Below are 20,846 nucleotides of genomic sequence, written 5' to 3'. Positions count from 1 at the left end.
GTCCGCCGCTTCACTCACTCGGATTCACCCCGACGTTCCGTGGTGATACTCAGTTTGGCAAAGCCGAGGGAACCGGCAACGTCCATCGCGCGCACCACGTACTGGTGGGGCGTTCGCGCGTCTGCGGTAATGATGAACGGCAGAGAGGTATCGCCGCCTGCCAGCTCGCTTACCGCCCGCTCCAGTGTCGCCCGCTGATTATTGACCAGAGCACGATCATTCAGGCGGTACTGCCCGTCGGCATTGATGACCACATCAATCAGCTCCGCCTGCTGCTCCGACCGCTCACCCTGCGCGTCCGGCAGTTCAATATTCAGATGGCTCTCGCGGGTGAAGGTGGTCGACACCATGAAGAAAATAAGCAGCAGAAACACAACGTCGATCAGGGGGGTCAGGTCGACGCCGACTTCCTGGCTTCTCTGGCGCTTGAACTTCACGTGTTCAGGCTCCTTCCACGTCGATTTCGCGGTCACCGTGGACCACTTCAACCAGCTTGATGGCTTCCTGCTCCATACCGACAACCAACTCGTCCACCCGGCGGATGAAATAGCGATGGCAGATCAGCGCCGGAATCGCCACGCTCAGGCCAGAGGCGGTGGTGATCAGGGCCTCGGAAATACCGCCGGCCAGGTTGCCGGCATTGCCCACGCCGGCAAGCTGGATCTCGGCAAACACTTTGATCATGCCGATAACCGTACCCAGAAGGCCCAGCAGCGGAGTAATGGTCGCAATGGTACCGAGAGGGTTCAGAAAGCGCTCGAGATCGTGGATGACCTGGCTGGCCTCGTGCTCGATGCTTTCTTTCATGATTTCACGACCGTGTTTGGCGTTCATCAGTCCGCCAGCCAGTATTCTGCCAAGCGGAGACGAACCCTGCAGGGCCTTGAGCTTCCGGCCATTGAGTTCTTTCTTTTTGATCCATCGCCAGAGCTCGTTGATGGTGTGCTGAGGCGTCACTCTCGACGGTCTGAGGGTGTAAAACCGCTCAAGGATGATCGCAAGGGCAATGATGGAACAGGCAATAATCGGCACCATTAAAATGCCACCCGCTTTCAGAAGCTCGAACACGCTTGGTCTCCCTGATTGTTTGCAAGCCGCGCTACTTTAGCATAGCTCTGTATTGTCGCCACACCCGCAAGCTTGCGGAATTTACACACTATTCTGCAATGTTGCGCCTATTCGCGCCGATCAGCGATCCTGGCCGCTCCAGCGCTCGATCCAGAAAGGTGCAGCCTGCCTTTCCTTAAACACCCGTACGCCGTCCGGAGTGAAAGTCAGACGGATGGCCCCGGAGGTTGCCGTGTTCAGCAACTGACTCCCCGCCGCCCGGTAACGGCTGACAACGTCCGGATGCGGGTGTCCGTAACGGTGGCGATAGCCCGCGCTGAACAACACCAGATCCGGAGCAAGCCCGGCAACCCACTCTGTGGATGACGAGGTATTGCTGCCGTGATGCGGCGCCAGAACCACCCGGAAACTGCTGGCACCGGCCGTCACTGCCGGACTGTTCGCAATAAACAACCGTTCGCTCGAGGCGGAAATATCACCCCCGAGTATCATCTGCTGGCGCCCCTGATTAAAGGCAAAGGTGAGCACGCAGGAGGCATTGTTTCCGCTTTCTTCTCCGGCGGACTGCCAGGCAGTAAAGGCAGGGCCTGCCTCGCCGGATCGGTCCTGGCAGGGCTGGATATCAAACGAATTGGCAGGCCCCAGGCGTCGGGCCATTTTTTCAGGCTCGCCGCTGATAATCTGATCAACCCGGACCCGATCCAGTAGCAGCGGGACGCCGCCGGAATGATCACCGTCGGCATGGCTGATCACGAGCGTGTTAATACGCTGAACGCCCAGCGACAGCAGATTTGGCAGCAGCACCGATTCAACCGAGGAATACACACCCTCCAGTGCCGGCCCGGTGTCATAAAGCAGCACGCGGTCATCCTCACGCACCAGAACCGAAAGCCCCTGCCCGACATCCCAAATCCGGACTTCAGGAAAAGGGACCCGGGCGTTCTGCATTTCTCCCTTTTTCGTGAACAGGCCGCCCGAAACGCCCAGCCATAAAGCCGCTGTCAGCGCCAGAGTCAGCCGAAATCCCCGGAAAGGAAACGCCATTGCCAGCGCAACAACCACCGCAAAACCCAGTAGCTCGCCAAAGCCAGGCGTGATCACCGGCAGAACCAGACCGGAAGTCTGCTCAAGAAACCACCAGAGTGCTTTCATCAACAGATCGAGAACAGCTGTGAAAAACGGCTCCAGCGCCGGCGCCAGAATCATGGTTAATGCGCTCAGAAAAACGGCGGGCATAATCAGCAGTGAGACCAGGGGAATAGCCACCAGGTTGGCGACAAATCCCACCAGCGGCTGCGACTGATCCAGAGCCGCCAAGATTGGCCAGAGCGAGGCAAATATGGCCACTTGGGCCAGCAAAAGGCTGCGCCACCAGGCCGCCGGCCGGAGCAGGCCACTGAACACAAGCGTCAGAATACCGACCGCCCCGAAAGACAGCCAGAAGCCCTGATCCAGCGGCGACAGAGGGTCAGAGACCAGCACAAGCACCAGCGCAAAGAGCACGGCATCCGCTGCCCGGCCACGCCTAGCCGCGAACACATACCAGCAACCCACCACAACCATGATCAGCGCCCGGCGGGTGGGCACCGAGAACCCGGCGGCCAGGGCATAGGCCAGGCTGGCCAGACACACCAGCACGAATAACGCTAACCGCGCCTGCGCGGGTGAAAACCAGCGCTCCGGCAACCACACCAGTAGTCGCCGAAGCAGGAAGCCGGCCCCGATGGCAACCAGGCCCAGGTGCAGACCGGAAATCGCCACCAAGTGAATGGTGCCCGTAGCTTTCAGTACCTGCCAGTGCTCCGGTTCAAGCAATCCCCGATAGCCAAGCATGAGGGAGGCAATCAGCGGGGCTGACTCAACCGATTCCAGACGCCCGATCAGATTCTCCACCGTGTCTGTGCGCCACTGGTGGTATCGGCACACCACACCGCAGGGCACGGACAGATCCTGCCTGGCCCCCCGAATAGTACCTATGGCCCCGTAATTCTGTCGGAACAGCCAGGACTCATAGCGGAATCCGCGGGGATTGACGCCACCATGGGGCTTTTTAAGCACTACCGTCAGACGCAGCCGCGTTGGTACCTGAAGACCGGCCTCTTCGCCGTACCAGGCCAGGCGAAGCCGCTGCGGCAGACGCTCACCCGACACGCCCTGGGGCATATCCCCGTCCGTTAAATGCCAGGTGGAAACGCAGAAGGGAAACCGGACGCTACCAAAACTGCCGGGTTCCGGCACGCCGCAGACATAACCGGACACCTCAATAGCCTTGCCTTCCAGCAGGCCGGGCAAACGGGAGTCGAGGCGGGCGTCGGCTTGCCAGAGCGCCCAGGTGAATCCAAGTAGGGTAAGCGCCGGCGCCAGCCAGAGCAGTCGCGCCCCGCCCCCGCCAATGAAAAAGACCGGCAGCAGAACCATCACGGTCACCAGACTGACCCACGACGGAGGTGGCAATACTGTCAGGCAATACAGTAAGATGACGCCGCATGCAAAGCAGGCAAGGCCGATTCTGGCCATAAAACTTCCGGACAATCCTTGTCCCCCAATTGTCAGCAGAACTTCCCGATGCCAAAGAAGTTCATGAAACGGTATTTACCGACGCCGGAACGGGTGCGAGCGATCAAATCGCTCCACTTTCTTGGCGATATACTGCATGAGCCCAACCTATGGCATATCAACCGTCACAGCGTGGCCCGGGCGTTTCTGATCGGTCTGTTTTTCTGTTTCATTCCCATGCCCTTCCAGATGGTAGCCGCCGTTCTCTTTGCCATCTGGTTCAATGCCAATCTGCCGCTATCGGTGATTCTGGTCTGGATCAGCAATCCTATCACCATGCCCCCCATGTTCTATTTCAACTACAAGGTTGGGGCCATGGTGCTTGACCGCCCGGTGCTGGACTTCGAGTTCCACCTGAGCTGGTCCTGGCTTAGCGAGCGTCTGATGGATATCGGCATCCCGCTCTACCTGGGCTCGCTGCTGGTCGCTACGATCGGCGCATGCACGGGATACCTGATAGTCCAGTACCTTTGGCGTCGCAAGGTTCGCAAGGACTGGGGGGAACGGATCCGGGCCAGGAACCGCAGACTTAAAGCAGCGCGGAAACAGCGGGCGGCGGGTCAGGATTCCTGAAACAGCTGCCCCTGCTCCAACCGCAACACCCGGTTAAGTGCCCTTGCGATCGTCATATCATGCGTGACCAACACAAAGGCGATACCAATCTGGTCGCGCAGGGATTCAATCAGCTCACGCACGCCCTGCCCCGTCTGCTCGTCGAGGTTACCGGTAGGCTCATCCATCAGCACACAGTCAGGCTCATTGACCAGTGCCCGGGCAATGGCAACACGCTGGCGCTCACCACCAGAGAGCTCACCAGGCTTGTGCTTCAGTCGTCCGGCAAGACCAACCCGCTCAAGCATGGTGGCGGCGCGATCGGACGCTTCCCTGACCGACATGCCACCGAGTGTGCCGGGCAGCATGACGTTCTCGAGCGCTGAAAACTCTGGCAGCAGATGATGGAACTGGTAAACAAACCCCAGGTGCCGGTTTCTGAAACGGGCTCTTGCGGCCTCGCTGAGACGATGAATGTCCTTGCCGCAGATCTCGATATGCCCTGACGACGGGCGGTCCAGCCCGCCCAGCAGGTTCAGCAGAGTGGTCTTGCCAGCCCCGCTGCTGCCGACGATGCCGACGGTTTCACCGGCGGCGACCCGCAGAGAAATATCCGAGAAAATCGTCAGTTTGCCAGGGCCTTCGTTGTAGGTACGCGTGACCTTCTCACAATCAATAATCATCGCCTGCTCGGCGCTGCCAGGTGCCTGTTCATTCATATCGAAGGGCCTCCGCCGGATCAACCCGCGACGCACGCCAGGCCGGGTAAATGGTTGCCAGCAGGCTCATCGCCAGACCGGCGCCACTGATAATGTAGACATCCTGCCACTTCAACTGGGACGGCAGGTAGCTGATGAAGTACACATCCGAACTCAGGAACTGGTGGCCCAGAAAGGATTCAAGCCAGGCGATGAACGCGCTGATATTGTAGGCGCCGAGAATGCCCAGAGCGGTGCCCACCAGGGTTCCGGTCAGGCCGATAACCGCGCCCTGCACGATGAAAATCCGTAGGATTCGCCCGGGTGTCGCGCCCATGGTCCGGAGGATGGCAATGTCCGCGGTTTTGTCCGTCACCACCATCACCAGGGTTGACACAATGTTGAATGCCGCTACCGCTACAATGAACATAAGCAGTAGCCCGATCATGGTTTTTTCCATGCGGATGGCCTGGAACAGATTGCCGTGGGTGCGGGTCCAGTCGGATATAAAGTGGCGACCGGAAAGCTGGCTGGCAACCTGCTCAGCAACAACCGGCGCCTTGAACAGATCATCCACCAGCAGACGCACGCCCTGGGCATTGCCGCCGGTCCGCATGAGTTTTGCGGCATCATCCATGTGGATCAGGGTGTAGTTGCCGTCCAGCTCGGCCCCAACGCTGAAGACGCCTTTCACGGTAAAGCGCTTCAGTCGCGGAAGTACGCCGGCGGGCGTGATGGACGCTTCAGGCAGCACCACGGTGACCTTGTCGCCTACCTGCAACCTCAGGCTCGAAGCCATCAGCTTGCCGATAATAATGCCGAATTCGCCGGACTTCAGATCTTCCAGCCCGCCCGACAGCATGTGATTCTCGATAATGGAAACGCTTCGCTCCTGCTCCGGCAGTATGCCGTTGAGGGCAACACCGCGTACGTTGCCGCCGCCGGTGACCATGCCCTGTCCCTGAATGAAGGGGGCAGCAGCCAGCACGGAAGGATGTTGCTGGACCTGTCGGTCAACGGACTCCCAGTCCTGAAGGTACGGGTCACCCTGAACCACCGCATGGGGCACCATGCCCAGAATCCGCTGTTTCAGCTCACGGTCAAAACCGTTCATCACGGACAGAACAATGATGAGAACCGCCACACCCAGCATAAGGCCGATCATGGACGTCAGTGAAATAAAAGAAATAAAGTGGTTGCGCCGTTTGGCAGCGGTGTACCGCAAGCCGATGTATAGTGATAAGGGTCTGAACATTGGGTAGGAGCCTGTCGCTGCCTTCTGGTGCTTTGGAATTCCTGCCGCCTGTGATCCGGCCGGAAGCTGTTAGACTGATTTCTGAAAACAGATCATAAAAATCAATGTGTACTGCGCAATAACAAGTTTACAGCGCTATGGGGTAACAATGGCCGCGAACCATTCTGACAATCCTGCGACGGATTCTGCTTCGGCTGATCGCCGGGATTTCTATCGCATAAATGACCGGATTGGCCTGGAAATACGTCGTCAGGTTGCGACGGAATCACCCTCTGGCCAACCGTTCGATGGCAGCCACGTTGAAGTCCTGCGCGCCGAATTCCGCCGCCTGGATCAGGATGTGCGGTCACAGCTGGCCAATCTCGCGGAAAGGGACCGGCTGCTGACGTCGCTGATCAAATCACTCAACGGCAAGCTCGATACACTGGCGCGCATTATGGCCTTTGAGCAAAATCCGTTGCAACCGGAGGATTGGAAGGACGTCACCCTGAGCGAGGGCGGGCTGTCGTTTTACAGCCGCTCGGAAAACTACGCCCTCGGCGAGCATCTAGCCATGCGCATGACCCTGCCGCCGGAACTTTTCCAGCCCGTAGCCACCGCCAGGGTTCTGTCCGTTGAACCGCTCGAAGACGGTGGATCCAGCATCCATACGGGATTCGTCGACATTCACGACCATGATCGCCAGCAGATCGCGCGGCATGTTCTGCGCTGGCAGATACGCCAGCGGCAGAACGGATAGCCGCGACCATCACGGCAAAAGTGACCAAATGTCACAGACTAAGGGTGGTTTTTTAAGTCATTCTGTCGCAAATTACGATTAATCAACGTCCGGCATTTTTCCGGTAACACGCCAGGGAGTAGTTCACTGATGAGAAAACCCACGTTAAAGTCGCTTTGCGCTGCCACTGCCTCCGCCACCTTGCTACTGGCTTCGAGCGGAATCGCCGCAGAGGAAGTCCGCATGTCAGTGAAAAGCCAGGTACAGCAGTCCCTTCAGGAAAACCTGCCACGCCATGGCATGAGCGAGTCTTCGGTCAGAAACGGTTGGGGCCAGCCCCAGTCCGTCACCGGCCCTGTGGGCGAGCCCCCCATCTATCAGTGGCACTATGAGGATTTCGTGGTCTACTTCGAAGGCAACCGGGTCATTCACTCGGTTCTGAAACACAATCGCTAAAAATCTGGCCGCATACCCTGACGCAACGCAGTCTGTCCGTTAGAATGTCCGCTTTTTACTGAGGTGTTCGTATCTTGACCTCCAGACCTGTGATGCCCGCGGAGTGGGAACCTCAAAGCGCCGTTATGCTCACCTGGCCCCATCCGGGTACAGACTGGAGCGCTGTGCTGGATGAAGTGGAACCGGTTTTCCTCGAGATCGCCCGGGCCGTTCTGCGCTTCGAAAACCTGCTACTGAGCTGCGAACACGTGTTCAGAGTGCAGGCCCTCGAGAAAGAACTGAACCAATACGCTGTCGACCATCAGCTGCCGGGACGCGTCATCGGCGTTCCCGCCCCTGCCAATGACACCTGGGCCCGGGACCATGGCCCCATTGCCCTGCGCACTGGCGAAAGCAAGGCCGAACTGCTGGATTTCAGTTTCAACGCCTGGGGCGGAAAGTTTCCCTGGGAAAAGGACAACGCCCTGAACAGGCACCTGGCGAATTTCAGCAGTTTTGGCAGGACACCCCTGGTGCCGGTGGAATTCGTTCTGGAAGGCGGATCTCTGGAATCGGACGGTCAGGGAACTCTTATGACCACCAGCGAATGCCTGCTGGCGCCGTCGCGCAATCCGGAAATGGACCGCTCCGCCATCGAGGCGCTGTTGAAAGAAACCCTGGGGGCCGACCGCATTCTCTGGCTCAATCATGGCTATCTGGCAGGCGACGATACCGACAGCCACATTGATACCCTGGCACGCTTCTGCGCCCCCGACCATATCTGTTACGTGGGCTGCCCGGATGTCAGCGACGAACACTACAGCGCACTGGCAGCCATGGAAGAAGATCTGGCGCAGTTCCAGCAGGCGGACGGCTCACCCTATCGGCTGACGGCGCTGCCCTGGCCCGATGCCATTGTCGACGAAGACGGCGAACGTCTGCCTGCCACCTACGCCAATTTCCTGATCATCAACAACGCCGTGCTGGTGCCCGTTTATGACGTTCCCCAGGACGAGCAGGCCCTGGAGATCATCCGGGGCATTTTCCCGGAACGGGAAATTATTGCCATTAATTGCCGCCCGCTGATCCATCAGCATGGCAGCCTGCACTGTGTCACCATGCAACTTCCGGAAGGGGTCGTCTGTCCATGAGCCACTCCGACACCAATCTGCTGAAAGTCGCGGCGATCCAGCAAAGCTGCGGCGATGACAAACAGGCAAACCTGGACCACAGCGAACGGCTGATCCGCCAGGCTGCCGCTGATAAACACCAGTTGGTGATACTGCAGGAACTCCACGCCACCCGGTATTTCTGCCAGACCGAGGACGCCAGCGTTTTTGACCTGGCGGAGCCGATTCCCGGCCCAACCAGCGAGCGACTGGCAGCCCTGGCCGCGGAACTGAGCGTGGTGATTGTGGGATCCATTTTCGAGCGCCGGATGAATGGCGTCTACCACAACACCTCCGTGGTGTTTGAAGCGGATGGCCGCATTGCAGGCCAATACCGCAAGATGCACATTCCCGACGATCCGGGCTTCTACGAGAAATTCTATTTTACCCCCGGTGATGGCACACGGAACGATGGCAGTAACGGCTTTACCCCCATCGACACCTCCGTTGGACGCCTTGGCGTGCTGGTCTGCTGGGACCAGTGGTACCCGGAAGCGGCCCGCCTGATGGCGCTGGCCGGAGCCGAATTGTTGATCTACCCCACCGCCATCGGCTGGGACGTTACCGACGAGCCGGATGAGCAGTCCCGCCAGCTGGATGCCTGGGTGACTGTACAGCGTGGTCACGCTGTGGCCAACAACCTTCCCGTCATTGCGCCCAACCGTGTTGGTACCGAACCCGACCCGTCCGGAGCGTCGGATGGCATCAGGTTCTGGGGCAACAGTTTCATCTGTGGTGCCCAGGGTGAATTCCTTGCCCGCGCCGACGATAAGGCCGAAATCGTGCTCTCCGCCACCATCGACCGCAACCGCAGTGAATCGGTTCGACGCATCTGGCCGTATTTCCGTGATCGTCGCATAGACGCCTATGGCGACATCACAAAACGGGTGAGGGACTGAGCCACGCATGAAAGCCAAAACAGACCGGGTGATAGAGGCACTGAACAGCATATTGCTGGGCAAGGACCACCAGGTCCGGCTGGCCCTTTGCGGCCTGCTGGCCAAGGGCCACCTGCTGATAGAAGACATCCCCGGCATGGGCAAAACCACGCTCTCCCACGCCCTGGCAAAGGTAATGGGCCTGACCTACAAGCGTATCCAGTTCACCAACGACCTGCTGCCGGCCGACGTGCTAGGCTTTTCCATGTACGACAAGGCTGCCGGCAGCCTGGTATTCCACCCCGGCCCTATTTTTGCCCAGGTGGTACTGGCCGACGAGATCAACCGCGCCTCGCCGCGCACCCAGAGTGCCCTGCTTGAGGCCATGGAAGAGCGCCAGGTATCGATCGAGGGGGAAACCCGCCCCCTGCCAGTACCCTTCTTTGTCATTGCGACCCAGAACCCCATTGAACAGGGCGGCACCTACCCGCTACCGGAATCACAGCTGGACCGTTTCCTGATGAGAATCCGCCTGGGCTATCCGGACCCGAGGGCAGAACGGGAGCTACTTGAGGGAGAGGACCGCCGCATACTCACTGATCGCTTAGCCACCTTCCTCTCCGGAGAAGACCTCCGTTCGCTGCAGGGCGCCGTTGAAAAAATCACCACCAGCCCGGCCCTGCTGGATTACGTCCAGCGACTGCTGGAACAGAGCCGCCGAATGCCGGGGCTGGTCTATGGCCTGTCTCCGCGGGCCGGACTGGGACTGGTCAGGGCCGCTAAGGCCTGGGCACTGATGAGCGGCCGCAATCATGTACTGCCGGACGACATCCAGGCGGTCTTCCCCGCGGTCGCCGAACACCGCCTGGAACAGGGCGAATCCGGCAAGAGCCAGGAACGGATACGGCATCTGCTGACTTCAGTTTCTGTCATTGAGTAATTAAGATCCGACTACACACTTCAAGATCTGTAAGCGAGCAACATCCATGAGCGACACCAAGCATTCCAGACTGATCATTCTTGGCTCGGGCCCCGCCGGCTATACCGCCGCAGTTTATGCGGCCCGGGCCAACCTGAACCCGACCCTGATCACCGGCATTGAAGTGGGCGGCCAGCTGACCACCACCACGGATGTTGATAACTGGCCCGGGGATAACGACGGCGTACAGGGCCCGGAACTGATGCAGCGGATGCTGAAACATGCCGAACGCTTCGAAACCAGCGTGGTTTACGACACCATCAACGAAGCTGACCTGCACAGCCGCCCTTTCTGCCTGAAAGGCGATAACGGCGAATACACCTGTGACGCGCTGATCATTGCCACCGGCGCGTCTGCCATGTACCTGGGCCTGGAATCGGAAGAGAAGTTCAAGGGCCAGGGCGTCTCCGCCTGCGCCACCTGCGACGGCTTCTTCTACAAGAAGCAGAAAGTCGCCGTCATCGGCGGAGGCAATACCGCCGTGGAAGAAGCGCTGTACCTGTCCAATATCGCCGACGAAGTTACTCTGGTGCACCGCCGCGACAGCCTGCGCGCCGAAAAAATCCTGCAGGACAAACTGTTCGAGAAAGCCGAAAACGGCAACGTCCGGATCGTCTGGGACCACACTCTGGACGAAGTGCTGGGTGACGGCACCGGTGTGACCGGCATGCGAATCAGAAGCACCAAAGACGGCTCAACCCAGGACATGGAACTGGCGGGCGTATTCATCGCCATCGGTCACAAGCCCAACACCGACCTGTTCCAGGGCCAGCTGGACATGGAAAACGGCTATATCCGCATCAAGTCCGGCCTTGAGGGCATGGCCACGCAAAGCAGCGTGCCTGGCGTATTTGCCGCTGGTGACGTGGCTGACCATGTCTATCGCCAGGCGGTCACCTCGGCAGGCTTTGGCTGTATGGCAGCCCTGGACGCCGAGAAATTTCTGGATCAGGACTGATCTCGAACAATAGCCGGACCGAGATGACCTCACTGCCCTGGCTCGACCAAAAGGAACTCTGGTTCCCGGACCCGGAACAGGCACTGGACGACCCCGATGGCCTGCTCGCCATCGGCGGCGACCTTTCCACCAGGCGCCTGATTCTCGCCTACCAGAGCGGCATATTTCCCTGGTTCAGCGACGACCAGCCTATTCTCTGGTGGTCGCCAAACCCCCGATGTGTGCTGTTTCCGGATGAAATCCACGTTGCCCGGAGCCTCAGGCGCACTCTGAACCGCCAGTATTTCACCATCACCGCCGACCGGGCCTTCAGCCGGGTGATTCGCCTGTGCGCCCGGACCCGCGCTGAGGGAACCTGGATCACTGAAGACATGATCGCCAGCTACAGCGAACTCCACCGCCAGGGCATTGCCCACTCCATCGAGGCATGGAACCCCAATGGCGAACTGGTGGGCGGCATGTACGGGATTGGCCTGGGCCGCTGCTTTTTTGGCGAATCCATGTTTTCGCTAGAGACCAACGCGTCGCGGGTATTGATGGTTCACCTGGCGGGCCAGTTGGAATCCTGGGGATACTCCATAATGGACTGCCAGGTGGAAAGCGGACACTTGCTGAGAATGGGCGCCCGCACTATTCCTCGCCGCCGGTTTTTATCTATACTCAGGGAAGCAGTCAGCGAACGCCCCGGCCATGACGCCTGGGACATTCAATGGCGATGGCCCGGCCCGGAGGGGCAGCCAAGGTCAACGCGGAGGGTTAAATGAGCAACCTCAGAACGCTGGTCTTCTTTGCCACGCCTGCTCACGACTGCAGCTATTTGCCCGACCGCCAGGCAACCACCATGTTTGTTGACCCCCGGGCCGAGGTAGACAAGCGCCTGTACAGCCAGCTTACAGCCCTGGGCTTTCGCCGCAGCGGCTCCCACTACTACCGCCCTCACTGTGAAAGTTGCAACGCCTGCGTGCCAGTGCGGCTAAGAGTTGAGGATTTCCACCCCGACCGCAGCCAACGCAGAGTCCTGAAGAAAAACAGCGACCTGACCTGTCGCATGGTGCGGGCCTGCTTCACCGAACGTTACTACGAACTCTACGCCCACTACATCGAAGAGCGTCATGCGGACGGGGACATGTACCCGCCCTCGCGGGAACAGTTCACCTCATTCCTGGTGGAAGGGGCAACGGACTCCTGGTTCATCGAGATTCTGGATGGTGAAAAACTGGTGGGACTGGCCGCCGTCGACCGGCTGAATGAGGGTCTTTCCGCCATTTATACGGTTTTTGACCCCGCCTACGAGCATCGCAGCCTGGGCACGTTCGCCGTGTTATGGCAGGTGGAGGAGGCCCGTCGCCAGGAACTTCCCTATCTTTATCTTGGCTACTGGATCGCACAGTGCCGTAAAATGAACTATAAAACACGTTTCCGCCCCATTGAGGCGCTCAGGGACGGTCACTGGCAGGTCATGGACCCCCACTGATTTTTGCCATATCCGCCCAAATAAGGCAGAATTGCGCAGTTTAAAATTACCGCAAGCTAATTTACGAGGTTTCTACTGAATGCCGAAATCAGATGCCATTGAAATGGAAGGCGTTATTCTTGATACGCTTCCAAACACCATGTTTCGTGTTGAACTCGAAAACGGCCACGTTGTAACAGCTCACATTTCCGGAAAAATGCGCAAGAACTATATCCGCATTCTGACCGGCGACAAGGTGAAGGTCGAATTGACTCCTTACGACCTCAGCAAGGGCCGCATCGTTTACCGCGCCCGCTGATTACTGCCGACATCTGACTGAACGAAAAAGGCCACACCCGGGAGTGTGGCCTTTTTGTTTCTGACATCTCAGGATCGCGGACCGATTAAACGGCCTCCGCTGGCTCGTCCTCATATTCGAAAACAAGCTCGTCATCCTTGAGATGAACATACACATCACCGCCGTTCTCTGACAGCTGACCGAACAGGATCTGTTCAGCCAATGGCCGCTTGATCTTGTCCTGAATCAACCGACCCATCGGGCGGGCGCCCATGGTGACGTCGTAGCCTTTCTCTGCAAGCCAGACTTTCGCTTCATCATCCACGTGCAGCACAACATGCTTCTCATCAAGCTGTGCCTGAAGCTCGGTCAGGAACTTGTCCACCACATGCGTGATGGTCGCAGGCTGCAGGTCGCCGAACTGGATAATGCCATCCAGGCGGTTGCGGAACTCCGGCGTGAAGGTCTTGGAGATAATCTCCATGCCATCCGTGCTGTGGTCCTGCTCACTGAAGCCAATGGAACGTCTGGCCATGCTTTCGGCCCCGGCGTTGGTGGTCATAACCAGAATCACGTGGCGGAAATCGGCCTTGCGACCGTTATTGTCCGTCAGCGTGCCATGGTCCATCACCTGCAACAGCAGGTTGAAGACTTCCGGATGGGCTTTTTCGATCTCATCCAGCAGCAGTACGCAGTGAGGGTGCTTGCTGACAGATTCGGTCAGCAGGCCACCCTGATCATAACCAACGTAGCCCGGCGGCGCGCCAATCAGGCGTGAAACCGTATGCCGCTCCATGTACTCGGACATGTCGAACCTCACCAGCTCGATGCCCAGCACTTTCGCCAGCTGCTTGGTCACTTCGGTCTTGCCGACGCCGGTGGGGCCAGAGAACAGGAAGGCACCTTCCGGTTTCTCCGGTGCTTTCAGACCGGCACGGGCCAGCTTGATAGCAGTGGACAGCGATTCGATCGCCGGATCCTGCCCAAACACCGTCATCTTCAGATCCCGCTCAAGGTTGCGCAGCAGATCCTTGTCACTGCTGGAAACGTTCTTCGGCGGAATCCGCGCGATGTTGGCAACGACGTCCTCGATTTCAGAAACGTCGATCGTCTTCTTGCGCTTGGAAGGGGCAAGCAGCCGTTGATGGGCACCCGCCTCGTCGATTACGTCAATGGCTTTGTCCGGCAGATGCCGATCATTGATGTAACGTTCCGACAACTCCGCTGCAACTCGCAACGCCTGATCGGTGTATTTAAGGTCGTGATGCTTCTCAAAGTGAGTCTTCAGACCTTTCAGAATCTGATAGGTGTCTTCGACGCTCGGCTCATTGACGTCAATTTTCTGGAATCGACGAGCCAAAGCACTGTCTTTCTCGAAGATGCCCCGGAATTCCTGGAAGGTCGTGGAACCGATACAACGCATTTCGCCCGAGCTGAGCATGGGCTTAAGCAGGTTCGAAGCATCCATGACACCACCGGAAGCCGATCCGGCACCGATGATGGTGTGGATTTCATCGATGAACAGGATGGCATGATCTTCTTTCTTGAGATCCGCCAGCAATCCCTTCAGCCGCTTCTCGAAGTCACCCCGATACTTGGTGCCTGCCAGCAGGGCGCCAAGATCCAGAGAATAGACCACACCGTCGGCAATGATGTCCGGCACCTGGCCGTCCACAATGCGCTTGGCCAGCCCCTCGGCAATCGCCGTCTTACCGACACCGGCTTCACCCACCAGCAGCGGGTTGTTCTTACGGCGCCGTACCAGAATCTGCACAACCCGCTCGACCTCATGTTCACGGCCAATCAATGGGTCAATGCGACCCTGACGGGCCTGTTCGTTGAGGTTGGTTGCGTAGCTTTCCAGGGGACTGGAACCACCGCCCTCTTCTCCCATTTCTTCCTGGGATGCCTGATCGTGTCCTTCTTCCTCGGCACCCTGTACCCGGGAAATCCCGTGGGAGACGAAATTGACCACATCAATGCGGGCAATGCTCTGCTTTTTCAGAACATAGACAGCCTGACTTTCCTGCTCGCTGAAAATCGCGACCAGCACGTTGGCGCCAGTAACCTCTTTCTTGCCAGAGGACTGGACATGAAATACAGCACGCTGCAATACGCGCTGGAAGCCGAGCGTTGGCTGAGTCTCGCGCTCACTGTCGTTGCTGGGGATCAGTGGAGTGGTTGAATCTACAAATTCAACCAGTTCTTCCTGAAGCTGGGCCAGATCTGCGCCACAAGCCTTCAGTACGCCCACTGCCGATTCATTATCGAGCAAAGCCAACAAAAGATGCTCGACGGTCATGAACTCATGACGCTTGTCTCTCGCACTTTTGAAAGCCGAATTCAGTGTAATTTCAAGATCTTTGCTCAGCATGGGCCACCCCAAGGTCTATCAGTCCGCACGTTCAATCTCGCAAAGGAGCGGATGCTCGCATTCCGAAGAATACTGGTTCACCTGTGCTGCCTTTGTTTCCGCGATGTCCCGGGAATATACCCCGCACACGGCTTTTCCCTGCGTATGGACGACCAGCATCACCTGCGTCGCCTTTTCTTCATTCATCCCGAAGAACTTCATCAACACGTCCACGACGAAATCCATGGGCGTGTAATCATCGTTCAGAAGCATCACCCGAAAGCGCGCAGGACGCTTTAATGCCGGTTTCTCCGGCGCGGTACTGACGTCGTCCTGACGACCGGGCTGTTCTTCATCCCCCTGATTAAATACTAGTAGAGAATTCTGGATAGTCCGCATGATTCTTTACCGGAAATCGGTGCCTCGTCGTTAAAGATGGTTGTCACTGTCCCCGTTTTCAAGCGTCAGGTAAACCAGAACAGCAAAGTTAAGCATACGGTAATGATACAGGCTGACGCCCGGCTTCAACCATAGGTACCTGGACTTGAATCATAGATACGCACTGTTTCTCATTTTGAACTGAACGATTATTGGCCAATAGCAACAAAGCAATGTAAAATCTTGTTAACTGGCGTAACGGGTTTGTAACCTGGCGTCAACCGCGCGAGGCAAATGCGCGCTGATTAAACGGCCGAAAACCGTCGAATAACAAGACGACAATAAACGTCCGACAGTGACAGAACAGGGGAGTTCATCATGCCTCAAGGCAAGGTCAAGTGGTTCAATAACGCCAAAGGGTACGGCTTTATCATCGAGGACGGCTGCAGCGACGATCTGTTTGCCCATTTCTCTTCCGTGCAGATGGAGGGCTACAAGACCCTCAAGGCAGGCCAGCCGGTCACCTTTGAAAAGAAACCAAGCGACAAAGGCGTCCACGCTGTTAATATTGTCCCGCAGGAAATGCCCCAGCGACAGGAGAAGCCGTCCGTTGATGAGGCAAACACCGGCGAAGGGTCTCGGGAAAAATCCGAGCAAACCAGTTATCAGGAGCAGCAGCGCGCTGTAAACGGCTGACACCTGCATCCTGAAGCAACACACAACTTTCCAGTCGTAAATCCCATTGCGACTGGCGGTTAGCTTTTGCAGGCAACATGGCATCCCTGATTCTATTCAACAAACCCTTTCAGGTTCTCTCCCAGTTTACGGACAATAATTCCGGCAATCCCTCGAACCGCCGCGCAACACTGGCTGACTGGATCAGCATGCCTGCAATCTACCCCGCGGGCAGGCTCGACTATGATTCCGAAGGCCTTTTGTTGCTGACCGACAGCGGCCCCCTGCAGCACCAGATTGCCTCTCCCCGGAACAAAATGCCGAAGACCTACTGGGTGCAGGTTGAGGGGCAGATGGACGATAACGCACTGAATTCCCTGCGACAGGGCGTCACCCTGAAAGACGGCAGAACCCGCCCGGCCACGGTTGAGCATCTTCCGGAACCGGATCTGTGGCCACGCACACCACCGGTTCGCCACCGCGAAACCATACCCACCAGCTGGCTCAGCATTACCATCACCGAAGGCCGCAACCGCCAGGTCAGGAGGATGACCGCGGCCGTGGGCTTCCCCACCCTGCGTCTCGTCCGTTACGCTATTGGCGAATGGACCGTTAAAGATCTTGCGCCCGGCGAATACCGTGCGCTGACGCTTCACCCCCCTGCCCGGCCCGGAAAACGGAGGAAACCCGGAAAATGACCTGGACACCCCATGCAACCGTTGCCGTTGTTGTCGAAGACGATCAGGGCCGGTTTCTGATGGTGGAGGAATCCAGCCACGGCCAGATAGTGTTCAATCAGCCCGCCGGTCATGTGGAGGAGGATGAACGCATCCTGGACGCTGCACTCCGGGAGGCCCTTGAAGAAACCGGCTACCAGGTTCGGCCGGACTATTTCCTGGGGTTATACACGTTTACCGCCCCTGCCAATGGCGTGACCTACTATCGCTTCTGCTTTGCAGCCACGGCCCTGACGAGGATCACCGACAATCTGGATGATGGCATTATTGCCGCCCATTGGCTCACCGTCGACCAGTTGAAAGATCGCCAGGACCAGCTGCGCAGCCCGCTGGTACTCAAATGCATAGAAGATTACCGAAACGGGCGGCGCTTCCCGCTGGATGTCATCGTCGAGGCGCAGACGCCACCGGCATGAAATGGTACTATCGCCTCCTTTTCTGAAGGGCCATTTCAGTCTGCCATGAACAAAGCACCATCACAGACGCGGGTAATTGTCGGAATGTCCGGAGGCGTGGATTCGTCCGTGGCCGCCTGGTTGCTGAAAGATCAGGGCTACCAGGTGGAAGGCCTGTTCATGAAGAACTGGGATGAGGACGACGGCACCGAATACTGCACCGCGATGACCGACCTTGCCGACGCTCAGGCCGTTGCCGACCGGATCGGCATTACCCTTCATACTGCAAGCTTCGCCGCGGAATACTGGGATCGGGTGTTCGAGCATTTCCTGTCGGAATACAAGGCCGGGCGAACGCCGAACCCGGATATTCTCTGTAACAAGGAAGTGAAGTTCCGGGCCTTTCTGGATTACGCGGTTACCCTGGGCGCTGACTACATTGCCACCGGCCACTACACGCGGCGCAGGGCCGTTAGCGAAGACCGTGCACAGCTGCTCAAGGGACTGGACCCGAACAAGGACCAGAGCTATTTCCTGCATGCAGTGTCCGGTGAGCGTATCGCAAGAACCCTGTTCCCCGTGGGTGAACTTGAGAAACCGGAGGTTCGTCGCATCGCGGCGGAACAGGGCTTTGTCACTCATGACAAGAAAGACTCCACCGGCATCTGCTTCATCGGCGAGCGCAAATTCAGCGACTTCCTGAAACAGTACCTGCCGGCCCAGCCCGGCAGGATCGAAACGCCGGATGGCGAAGTCATCGGACGCCATCAGGGGCTGATGTACCACACCATAGGCCAGCGTCAGGGGCTTGGCATTGGAGGCCTGAGCCACTACGGCGACGAACCCTGGTATGTGGCGGAGAAAGACCTGGACCGCAACGTGCTGGTCGCCGTACAGGGCAAACAGCACCCACTGTTGTTCTCCCGCGGGCTGATCAGCGGGCCCGTGGACTGGGTTGGCGGTCGGCCGCCTGCCTCCGAAACAAACACGTTCCGCTGCAAGGCAAAAACCCGGTATCGCCAGCCGGATCAGGACTGCACCGTCACGGAACTCGGCGACGGTGTACGGGTGGTTTTTGACCATGCCCAGCGGGCAGTGACCCCGGGGCAGTCCGTGGTTTTCTACGATGGCGATATCTGCCTGGGGGGCGGCGTTATCGAACAGACCTGGCGGGATGAGGAAACCACCCCATGAGCCGATCACTTCAGGATCAGACCCTTGCGCTGGCAGGCGTTTTTCAGGCGTCCGCACTTGTACAGCAGGTCGCCCAGACCGGCCAGTGTGCCGACTCCAGCCTTGAGACCTGCATCCGATCACTGTTCGCCACGGAGCCGGCCAACACGCTGGACGTCTACGGTGGCGAACTCAGAGACCTTCGCGAAGGCCTGGCAACGCTGTCCGGTGTTCTCAGCAAGCAGACCCGTCAGCAGGACATCGAGGTGCTGCGTTACGCCCTGAACCTGATCAACCTGGAAGCCAAGCTGCGTCGGGACAAGGACATGCTTGACGTCATTGGCAGCCGCATTGACCAGGCCCGGCACACCGCCAGCCACTTTGGCTACACCCACCCTAACCTGATAGCCAATCTGGGCTCGGTCTACACCGACACCATCAGCACCTTCCGGATGAGAATTCAGGTCAGCGGCCAGCCCACCATTCTGCAGCGTGAAGAGAATGCGGCAAAGGTCCGGGCCCTGCTGCTGGCGGGTATCCGCTCCGCGGTGCTCTGGCACCAGACCGGCGGGCGGCGGTGGCAGCTGATCTTCAACCGCCGCAAAGTGATCGGCATTGCTGCGGAGTTGGCGGAGAAAGCCAACCGGTCGGTTTACGACTGAATTGCCACCTGCGCTGGTGTATCATTAGCGCCCCTGTTTTCTGACACGTTTCCGATTCTTGATGATTAAGAGGTTTTTGATGGAACCCACACCGCTTTCCACCCTCACCGCCATTTCTCCGGTTGATGGCCGCTACGGCAGCAAGGTCAGCGTTTTTCGCGAGATTTTCAGCGAATATGGCCTGATACGAAACCGCGTAACGGTGGAAATCCGCTGGCTGCAGAAGCTGGCGGCGCATCCGCAGGTGACCGAGGTTCCCGCCTTCTCCGACGAGGCCAACGCCTTTCTGGATCGCATGGTTTCAGAGTTCAGCCTGGCAGACGCCGAGCGCATCAAGGCCATCGAAAGCACGACCAACCACGACGTCAAAGCGGTCGAGTACTTCATCAAGGAAAAGATCGAACCGGTCCCGGAACTTCATGCCGTCACCGAATTCGTTCACTTCGCTTGCACCTCCGAGGACATCAATAACCTGTCCCATGCTCTGATGCTGCGAGAAGGCCTGGACCACGGCCTGCTGCCCGCCATGAACCGTGTGGTGGATCGCCTGGCAGAACTGTCCCACGAACACGCGACGCAGCCCATGCTGTCCCGCACCCACGGTCAGACCGCGTCACCGTCAACCGTGGGCAAGGAGTTCGCCAACGTGGTTCACCGGCTGCGTCGCCAGATCAAACAGATCGGGGCGGTTGAGCTGATGGGCAAGATCAACGGCGCGGTGGGCAACTACAACGCCCATCTTTCCGCCTATCCGTCTATTGATTGGGCCGCCAATGCCCGGGAATTCATCGAGAGCCTGGGTCTGGACTGGAATCCCTACACCACCCAGATCGAGCCCCACGACTATATTGCCGAGCTCTACGATGCCATTGCCCGCTTCAACACCATCCTGATCGACCTGGACCGGGACATCTGGGGCTATATTTCCCTGGGCTATTTCAAACAGAAAACCGTGGCGGGCGAAGTGGGCTCATCCACCATGCCTCACAAGGTGAACCCGATCGATTTCGAGAACTCCGAGGGCAACCTGGGCATTGCCAATGCCCTGTTCAGCCATCTGTCAGCCAAACTGCCTATCTCCCGCTGGCAGCGGGATCTGACGGACTCCACCGTGCTGCGCAATCTCGGCGTTGGCTTCGCCCACAGCCTGATTGCCTACGAAGCTACCCTGAAAGGCCTGGGCAAGCTCGAGCTTAACGCCGCGAGACTGGACGACGATCTGAACCATGCCTGGGAAGTTCTGGCGGAGCCCATTCAGACGGTTATGCGCCGCTACAACATCGAAAAGCCCTACGAAAAACTGAAGGATCTGACCCGCGGAAAAGCCATGACGCCGGAACTGATCAAGTCGTTTGTGCAGTCGCTGGATATTCCCGACTCGGCCAAAAACGAGCTGATGGAACTGACGCCGGGCACCTATGTCGGCAACGCCGCAGACCAGGCCCGGGATATCTGA

At 58.3% G+C, this 20,846-nt stretch carries 23 protein-coding genes; 16 read left to right on the top strand and 7 right to left on the bottom strand.

Annotation, left to right across the window (positions count from 1 at the left end; genetic code table 11):
• Window positions 1-14 precede the first annotated feature (14 nt).
• The 3 genes from FPL19_RS13450 to FPL19_RS13440 form a co-directional block, all read right to left on the bottom strand.
• The gene (locus tag FPL19_RS13450; protein WP_150913068.1) at window positions 15-437 is read right to left on the bottom strand and encodes an ExbD/TolR family protein; all 423 of its coding nucleotides are present in this window, start codon (window positions 435-437) and stop codon (window positions 15-17) included.
• A gap of 4 nt (window positions 438-441) precedes the next feature.
• Window positions 442-1,068: a MotA/TolQ/ExbB proton channel family protein gene (locus FPL19_RS13445; RefSeq protein ID WP_150913066.1), complete on the bottom strand. Its 627-nt coding sequence runs from the start codon at window positions 1,066-1,068 to the stop codon at window positions 442-444.
• Window positions 1,069-1,188: 120 nt separating this feature from the next.
• Complete coding sequence (locus tag FPL19_RS13440; protein WP_150913064.1) at window positions 1,189-3,585, bottom strand: DNA internalization-related competence protein ComEC/Rec2; 2,397 nt, start codon at window positions 3,583-3,585, stop codon at window positions 1,189-1,191.
• A 48-nt stretch (window positions 3,586-3,633) separates the two neighbouring features.
• On the opposite strand from FPL19_RS13440, the gene FPL19_RS13435 reads away from it, so the two are divergent.
• Window positions 3,634-4,197, top strand: a complete 564-nt coding sequence (locus FPL19_RS13435) for a DUF2062 domain-containing protein (RefSeq protein ID WP_150913062.1) — start codon at window positions 3,634-3,636, stop codon at window positions 4,195-4,197.
• Here FPL19_RS13435 and FPL19_RS13430 read toward each other — a convergent pair.
• A complete protein-coding gene (locus FPL19_RS13430; RefSeq protein ID WP_150913060.1) occupies window positions 4,185-4,895 on the bottom strand; it encodes an ABC transporter ATP-binding protein in 711 nt (236 codons plus the stop codon). The genes FPL19_RS13435 and FPL19_RS13430 overlap by 13 nt on opposite strands.
• Window positions 4,888-6,129, bottom strand: a complete 1,242-nt coding sequence (locus FPL19_RS13425; protein ID WP_150913058.1) for a lipoprotein-releasing ABC transporter permease subunit — start codon at window positions 6,127-6,129, stop codon at window positions 4,888-4,890. Before FPL19_RS13425 ends, FPL19_RS13430 begins: the two co-directional genes overlap by 8 nt.
• A gap of 148 nt (window positions 6,130-6,277) precedes the next feature.
• On the opposite strand from FPL19_RS13425, the gene FPL19_RS13420 reads away from it, so the two are divergent.
• The 9 genes from FPL19_RS13420 to infA all read left to right on the top strand — a co-directional run bounded on the left by FPL19_RS13420 (window position 6,278) and on the right by infA (window position 13,038).
• Window positions 6,278-6,868, top strand: coding sequence for a PilZ domain-containing protein (locus FPL19_RS13420; RefSeq protein WP_150913056.1), 591 nt, complete (start codon window positions 6,278-6,280; stop codon window positions 6,866-6,868).
• A gap of 129 nt (window positions 6,869-6,997) precedes the next feature.
• Window positions 6,998-7,303, top strand: a complete 306-nt coding sequence (locus FPL19_RS13415; RefSeq protein ID WP_150913054.1) for a hypothetical protein — start codon at window positions 6,998-7,000, stop codon at window positions 7,301-7,303.
• A 92-nt stretch (window positions 7,304-7,395) separates the two neighbouring features.
• Window positions 7,396-8,433 carry an agmatine deiminase family protein gene (locus FPL19_RS13410; protein ID WP_150914233.1) on the top strand — a complete coding sequence of 346 codons (1,038 nt, stop codon included), beginning with the start codon at window positions 7,396-7,398 and terminating at the stop codon, window positions 8,431-8,433.
• Window positions 8,430-9,350: a carbon-nitrogen hydrolase gene (locus FPL19_RS13405; RefSeq protein WP_150913052.1), complete on the top strand. Its 921-nt coding sequence runs from the start codon at window positions 8,430-8,432 to the stop codon at window positions 9,348-9,350. Before FPL19_RS13410 ends, FPL19_RS13405 begins: the two co-directional genes overlap by 4 nt.
• 7 nt (window positions 9,351-9,357) lie before the next feature.
• The gene (locus FPL19_RS13400) at window positions 9,358-10,269 is read left to right on the top strand and encodes an AAA family ATPase (protein ID WP_150913050.1); all 912 of its coding nucleotides are present in this window, start codon (window positions 9,358-9,360) and stop codon (window positions 10,267-10,269) included.
• Window positions 10,270-10,315: 46 nt separating this feature from the next.
• Window positions 10,316-11,266: a thioredoxin-disulfide reductase gene (gene trxB, locus FPL19_RS13395; protein ID WP_150913048.1), complete on the top strand. Its 951-nt coding sequence runs from the start codon at window positions 10,316-10,318 to the stop codon at window positions 11,264-11,266.
• Window positions 11,267-11,289: 23 nt separating this feature from the next.
• Window positions 11,290-12,030, top strand: a complete 741-nt coding sequence (aat, locus tag FPL19_RS13390) for a leucyl/phenylalanyl-tRNA--protein transferase (RefSeq protein ID WP_150913046.1) — start codon at window positions 11,290-11,292, stop codon at window positions 12,028-12,030.
• Window positions 12,027-12,740, top strand: coding sequence for an arginyltransferase (locus FPL19_RS13385; RefSeq protein ID WP_150913045.1), 714 nt, complete (start codon window positions 12,027-12,029; stop codon window positions 12,738-12,740). The genes aat and FPL19_RS13385 overlap by 4 nt, the downstream gene beginning before the upstream one ends.
• Window positions 12,741-12,819: 79 nt before the next feature.
• Window positions 12,820-13,038, top strand: a complete 219-nt coding sequence (gene infA, locus FPL19_RS13380; RefSeq protein ID WP_150913044.1) for a translation initiation factor IF-1 — start codon at window positions 12,820-12,822, stop codon at window positions 13,036-13,038.
• Window positions 13,039-13,123: 85 nt separating this feature from the next.
• Here infA and clpA read toward each other — a convergent pair whose 3' ends face one another.
• Both clpA and clpS read right to left on the bottom strand, forming a co-directional pair.
• Window positions 13,124-15,391, bottom strand: coding sequence for an ATP-dependent Clp protease ATP-binding subunit ClpA (gene clpA / locus FPL19_RS13375; protein ID WP_150913043.1), 2,268 nt, complete (start codon window positions 15,389-15,391; stop codon window positions 13,124-13,126).
• Window positions 15,392-15,409: 18 nt separating this feature from the next.
• Entirely contained in the window at window positions 15,410-15,769 is a 360-nt protein-coding gene (gene clpS, locus FPL19_RS13370) for an ATP-dependent Clp protease adapter ClpS (protein WP_150913042.1), read from the bottom strand.
• Between the two features lie 357 nt (window positions 15,770-16,126).
• Between clpS and FPL19_RS17795 the strand changes: the two genes are divergently transcribed.
• The 6 genes from FPL19_RS17795 (at window position 16,127) to purB (ending at window position 20,846) form a co-directional block, all read left to right on the top strand.
• Entirely contained in the window at window positions 16,127-16,444 is a 318-nt protein-coding gene (locus tag FPL19_RS17795; protein ID WP_150913041.1) for a cold shock domain-containing protein, read from the top strand.
• Between the two features lie 77 nt (window positions 16,445-16,521).
• Window positions 16,522-17,121 carry a pseudouridine synthase gene (locus tag FPL19_RS13360; RefSeq protein WP_150913040.1) on the top strand — a complete coding sequence of 200 codons (600 nt, stop codon included), beginning with the start codon at window positions 16,522-16,524 and terminating at the stop codon, window positions 17,119-17,121.
• Window positions 17,118-17,576 (top strand): NUDIX hydrolase, encoded by a 459-nt coding sequence (locus FPL19_RS13355; RefSeq protein ID WP_150913039.1) that lies wholly within the window; start codon window positions 17,118-17,120, stop codon window positions 17,574-17,576. Before FPL19_RS13360 ends, FPL19_RS13355 begins: the two co-directional genes overlap by 4 nt.
• 45 nt (window positions 17,577-17,621) lie before the next feature.
• Window positions 17,622-18,749, top strand: coding sequence for a tRNA 2-thiouridine(34) synthase MnmA (mnmA, locus tag FPL19_RS13350; protein WP_150913038.1), 1,128 nt, complete (start codon window positions 17,622-17,624; stop codon window positions 18,747-18,749).
• Window positions 18,746-19,390 (top strand): high frequency lysogenization protein HflD, encoded by a 645-nt coding sequence (gene hflD / locus FPL19_RS13345; RefSeq protein ID WP_150913037.1) that lies wholly within the window; start codon window positions 18,746-18,748, stop codon window positions 19,388-19,390. The genes mnmA and hflD overlap by 4 nt, the downstream gene beginning before the upstream one ends.
• Before the next feature lie 79 nt (window positions 19,391-19,469).
• Window positions 19,470-20,846 (top strand): adenylosuccinate lyase, encoded by a 1,377-nt coding sequence (purB, locus tag FPL19_RS13340; RefSeq protein WP_150913036.1) that lies wholly within the window; start codon window positions 19,470-19,472, stop codon window positions 20,844-20,846.

It is taken from the genome of Marinobacter halotolerans (genome assembly GCF_008795985.1).
GTDB lineage: Bacteria > Pseudomonadota > Gammaproteobacteria > Pseudomonadales > Oleiphilaceae > Marinobacter > Marinobacter halotolerans.
The sequence above is the reverse complement of the archived record's forward strand: the minus strand, read 5'-3'. Positions and strand labels throughout refer to the sequence as shown.

Coding starts and splice junctions, on each gene's coding strand:
- FPL19_RS17795 (WP_150913041.1), top strand. CDS start 16,127: ATGCCTCAAGGCAAGGTCAAGTGGTTCAATAACGCCAAAGGGTACGGC.
- FPL19_RS13385 (WP_150913045.1), top strand. CDS start 12,027: ATGAGCAACCTCAGAACGCTGGTCTTCTTTGCCACGCCTGCTCACGAC.
- aat (WP_150913046.1), top strand. CDS start 11,290: ATGACCTCACTGCCCTGGCTCGACCAAAAGGAACTCTGGTTCCCGGAC.
- clpS (WP_150913042.1), bottom strand. CDS start 15,769: ATGCGGACTATCCAGAATTCTCTACTAGTATTTAATCAGGGGGATGAA.
- FPL19_RS13420 (WP_150913056.1), top strand. CDS start 6,278: ATGGCCGCGAACCATTCTGACAATCCTGCGACGGATTCTGCTTCGGCT.
- FPL19_RS13400 (WP_150913050.1), top strand. CDS start 9,358: ATGAAAGCCAAAACAGACCGGGTGATAGAGGCACTGAACAGCATATTG.
- FPL19_RS13415 (WP_150913054.1), top strand. CDS start 6,998: ATGAGAAAACCCACGTTAAAGTCGCTTTGCGCTGCCACTGCCTCCGCC.
- FPL19_RS13410 (WP_150914233.1), top strand. CDS start 7,396: ATGCCCGCGGAGTGGGAACCTCAAAGCGCCGTTATGCTCACCTGGCCC.
- mnmA (WP_150913038.1), top strand. CDS start 17,622: ATGAACAAAGCACCATCACAGACGCGGGTAATTGTCGGAATGTCCGGA.
- purB (WP_150913036.1), top strand. CDS start 19,470: ATGGAACCCACACCGCTTTCCACCCTCACCGCCATTTCTCCGGTTGAT.
- hflD (WP_150913037.1), top strand. CDS start 18,746: ATGAGCCGATCACTTCAGGATCAGACCCTTGCGCTGGCAGGCGTTTTT.
- FPL19_RS13430 (WP_150913060.1), bottom strand. CDS start 4,895: ATGAATGAACAGGCACCTGGCAGCGCCGAGCAGGCGATGATTATTGAT.
- FPL19_RS13355 (WP_150913039.1), top strand. CDS start 17,118: ATGACCTGGACACCCCATGCAACCGTTGCCGTTGTTGTCGAAGACGAT.
- trxB (WP_150913048.1), top strand. CDS start 10,316: ATGAGCGACACCAAGCATTCCAGACTGATCATTCTTGGCTCGGGCCCC.
- FPL19_RS13425 (WP_150913058.1), bottom strand. CDS start 6,129: ATGTTCAGACCCTTATCACTATACATCGGCTTGCGGTACACCGCTGCC.
- FPL19_RS13440 (WP_150913064.1), bottom strand. CDS start 3,585: ATGGCCAGAATCGGCCTTGCCTGCTTTGCATGCGGCGTCATCTTACTG.
- FPL19_RS13435 (WP_150913062.1), top strand. CDS start 3,634: ATGCCAAAGAAGTTCATGAAACGGTATTTACCGACGCCGGAACGGGTG.
- FPL19_RS13360 (WP_150913040.1), top strand. CDS start 16,522: ATGGCATCCCTGATTCTATTCAACAAACCCTTTCAGGTTCTCTCCCAG.
- FPL19_RS13405 (WP_150913052.1), top strand. CDS start 8,430: ATGAGCCACTCCGACACCAATCTGCTGAAAGTCGCGGCGATCCAGCAA.
- infA (WP_150913044.1), top strand. CDS start 12,820: ATGCCGAAATCAGATGCCATTGAAATGGAAGGCGTTATTCTTGATACG.
- clpA (WP_150913043.1), bottom strand. CDS start 15,391: ATGCTGAGCAAAGATCTTGAAATTACACTGAATTCGGCTTTCAAAAGT.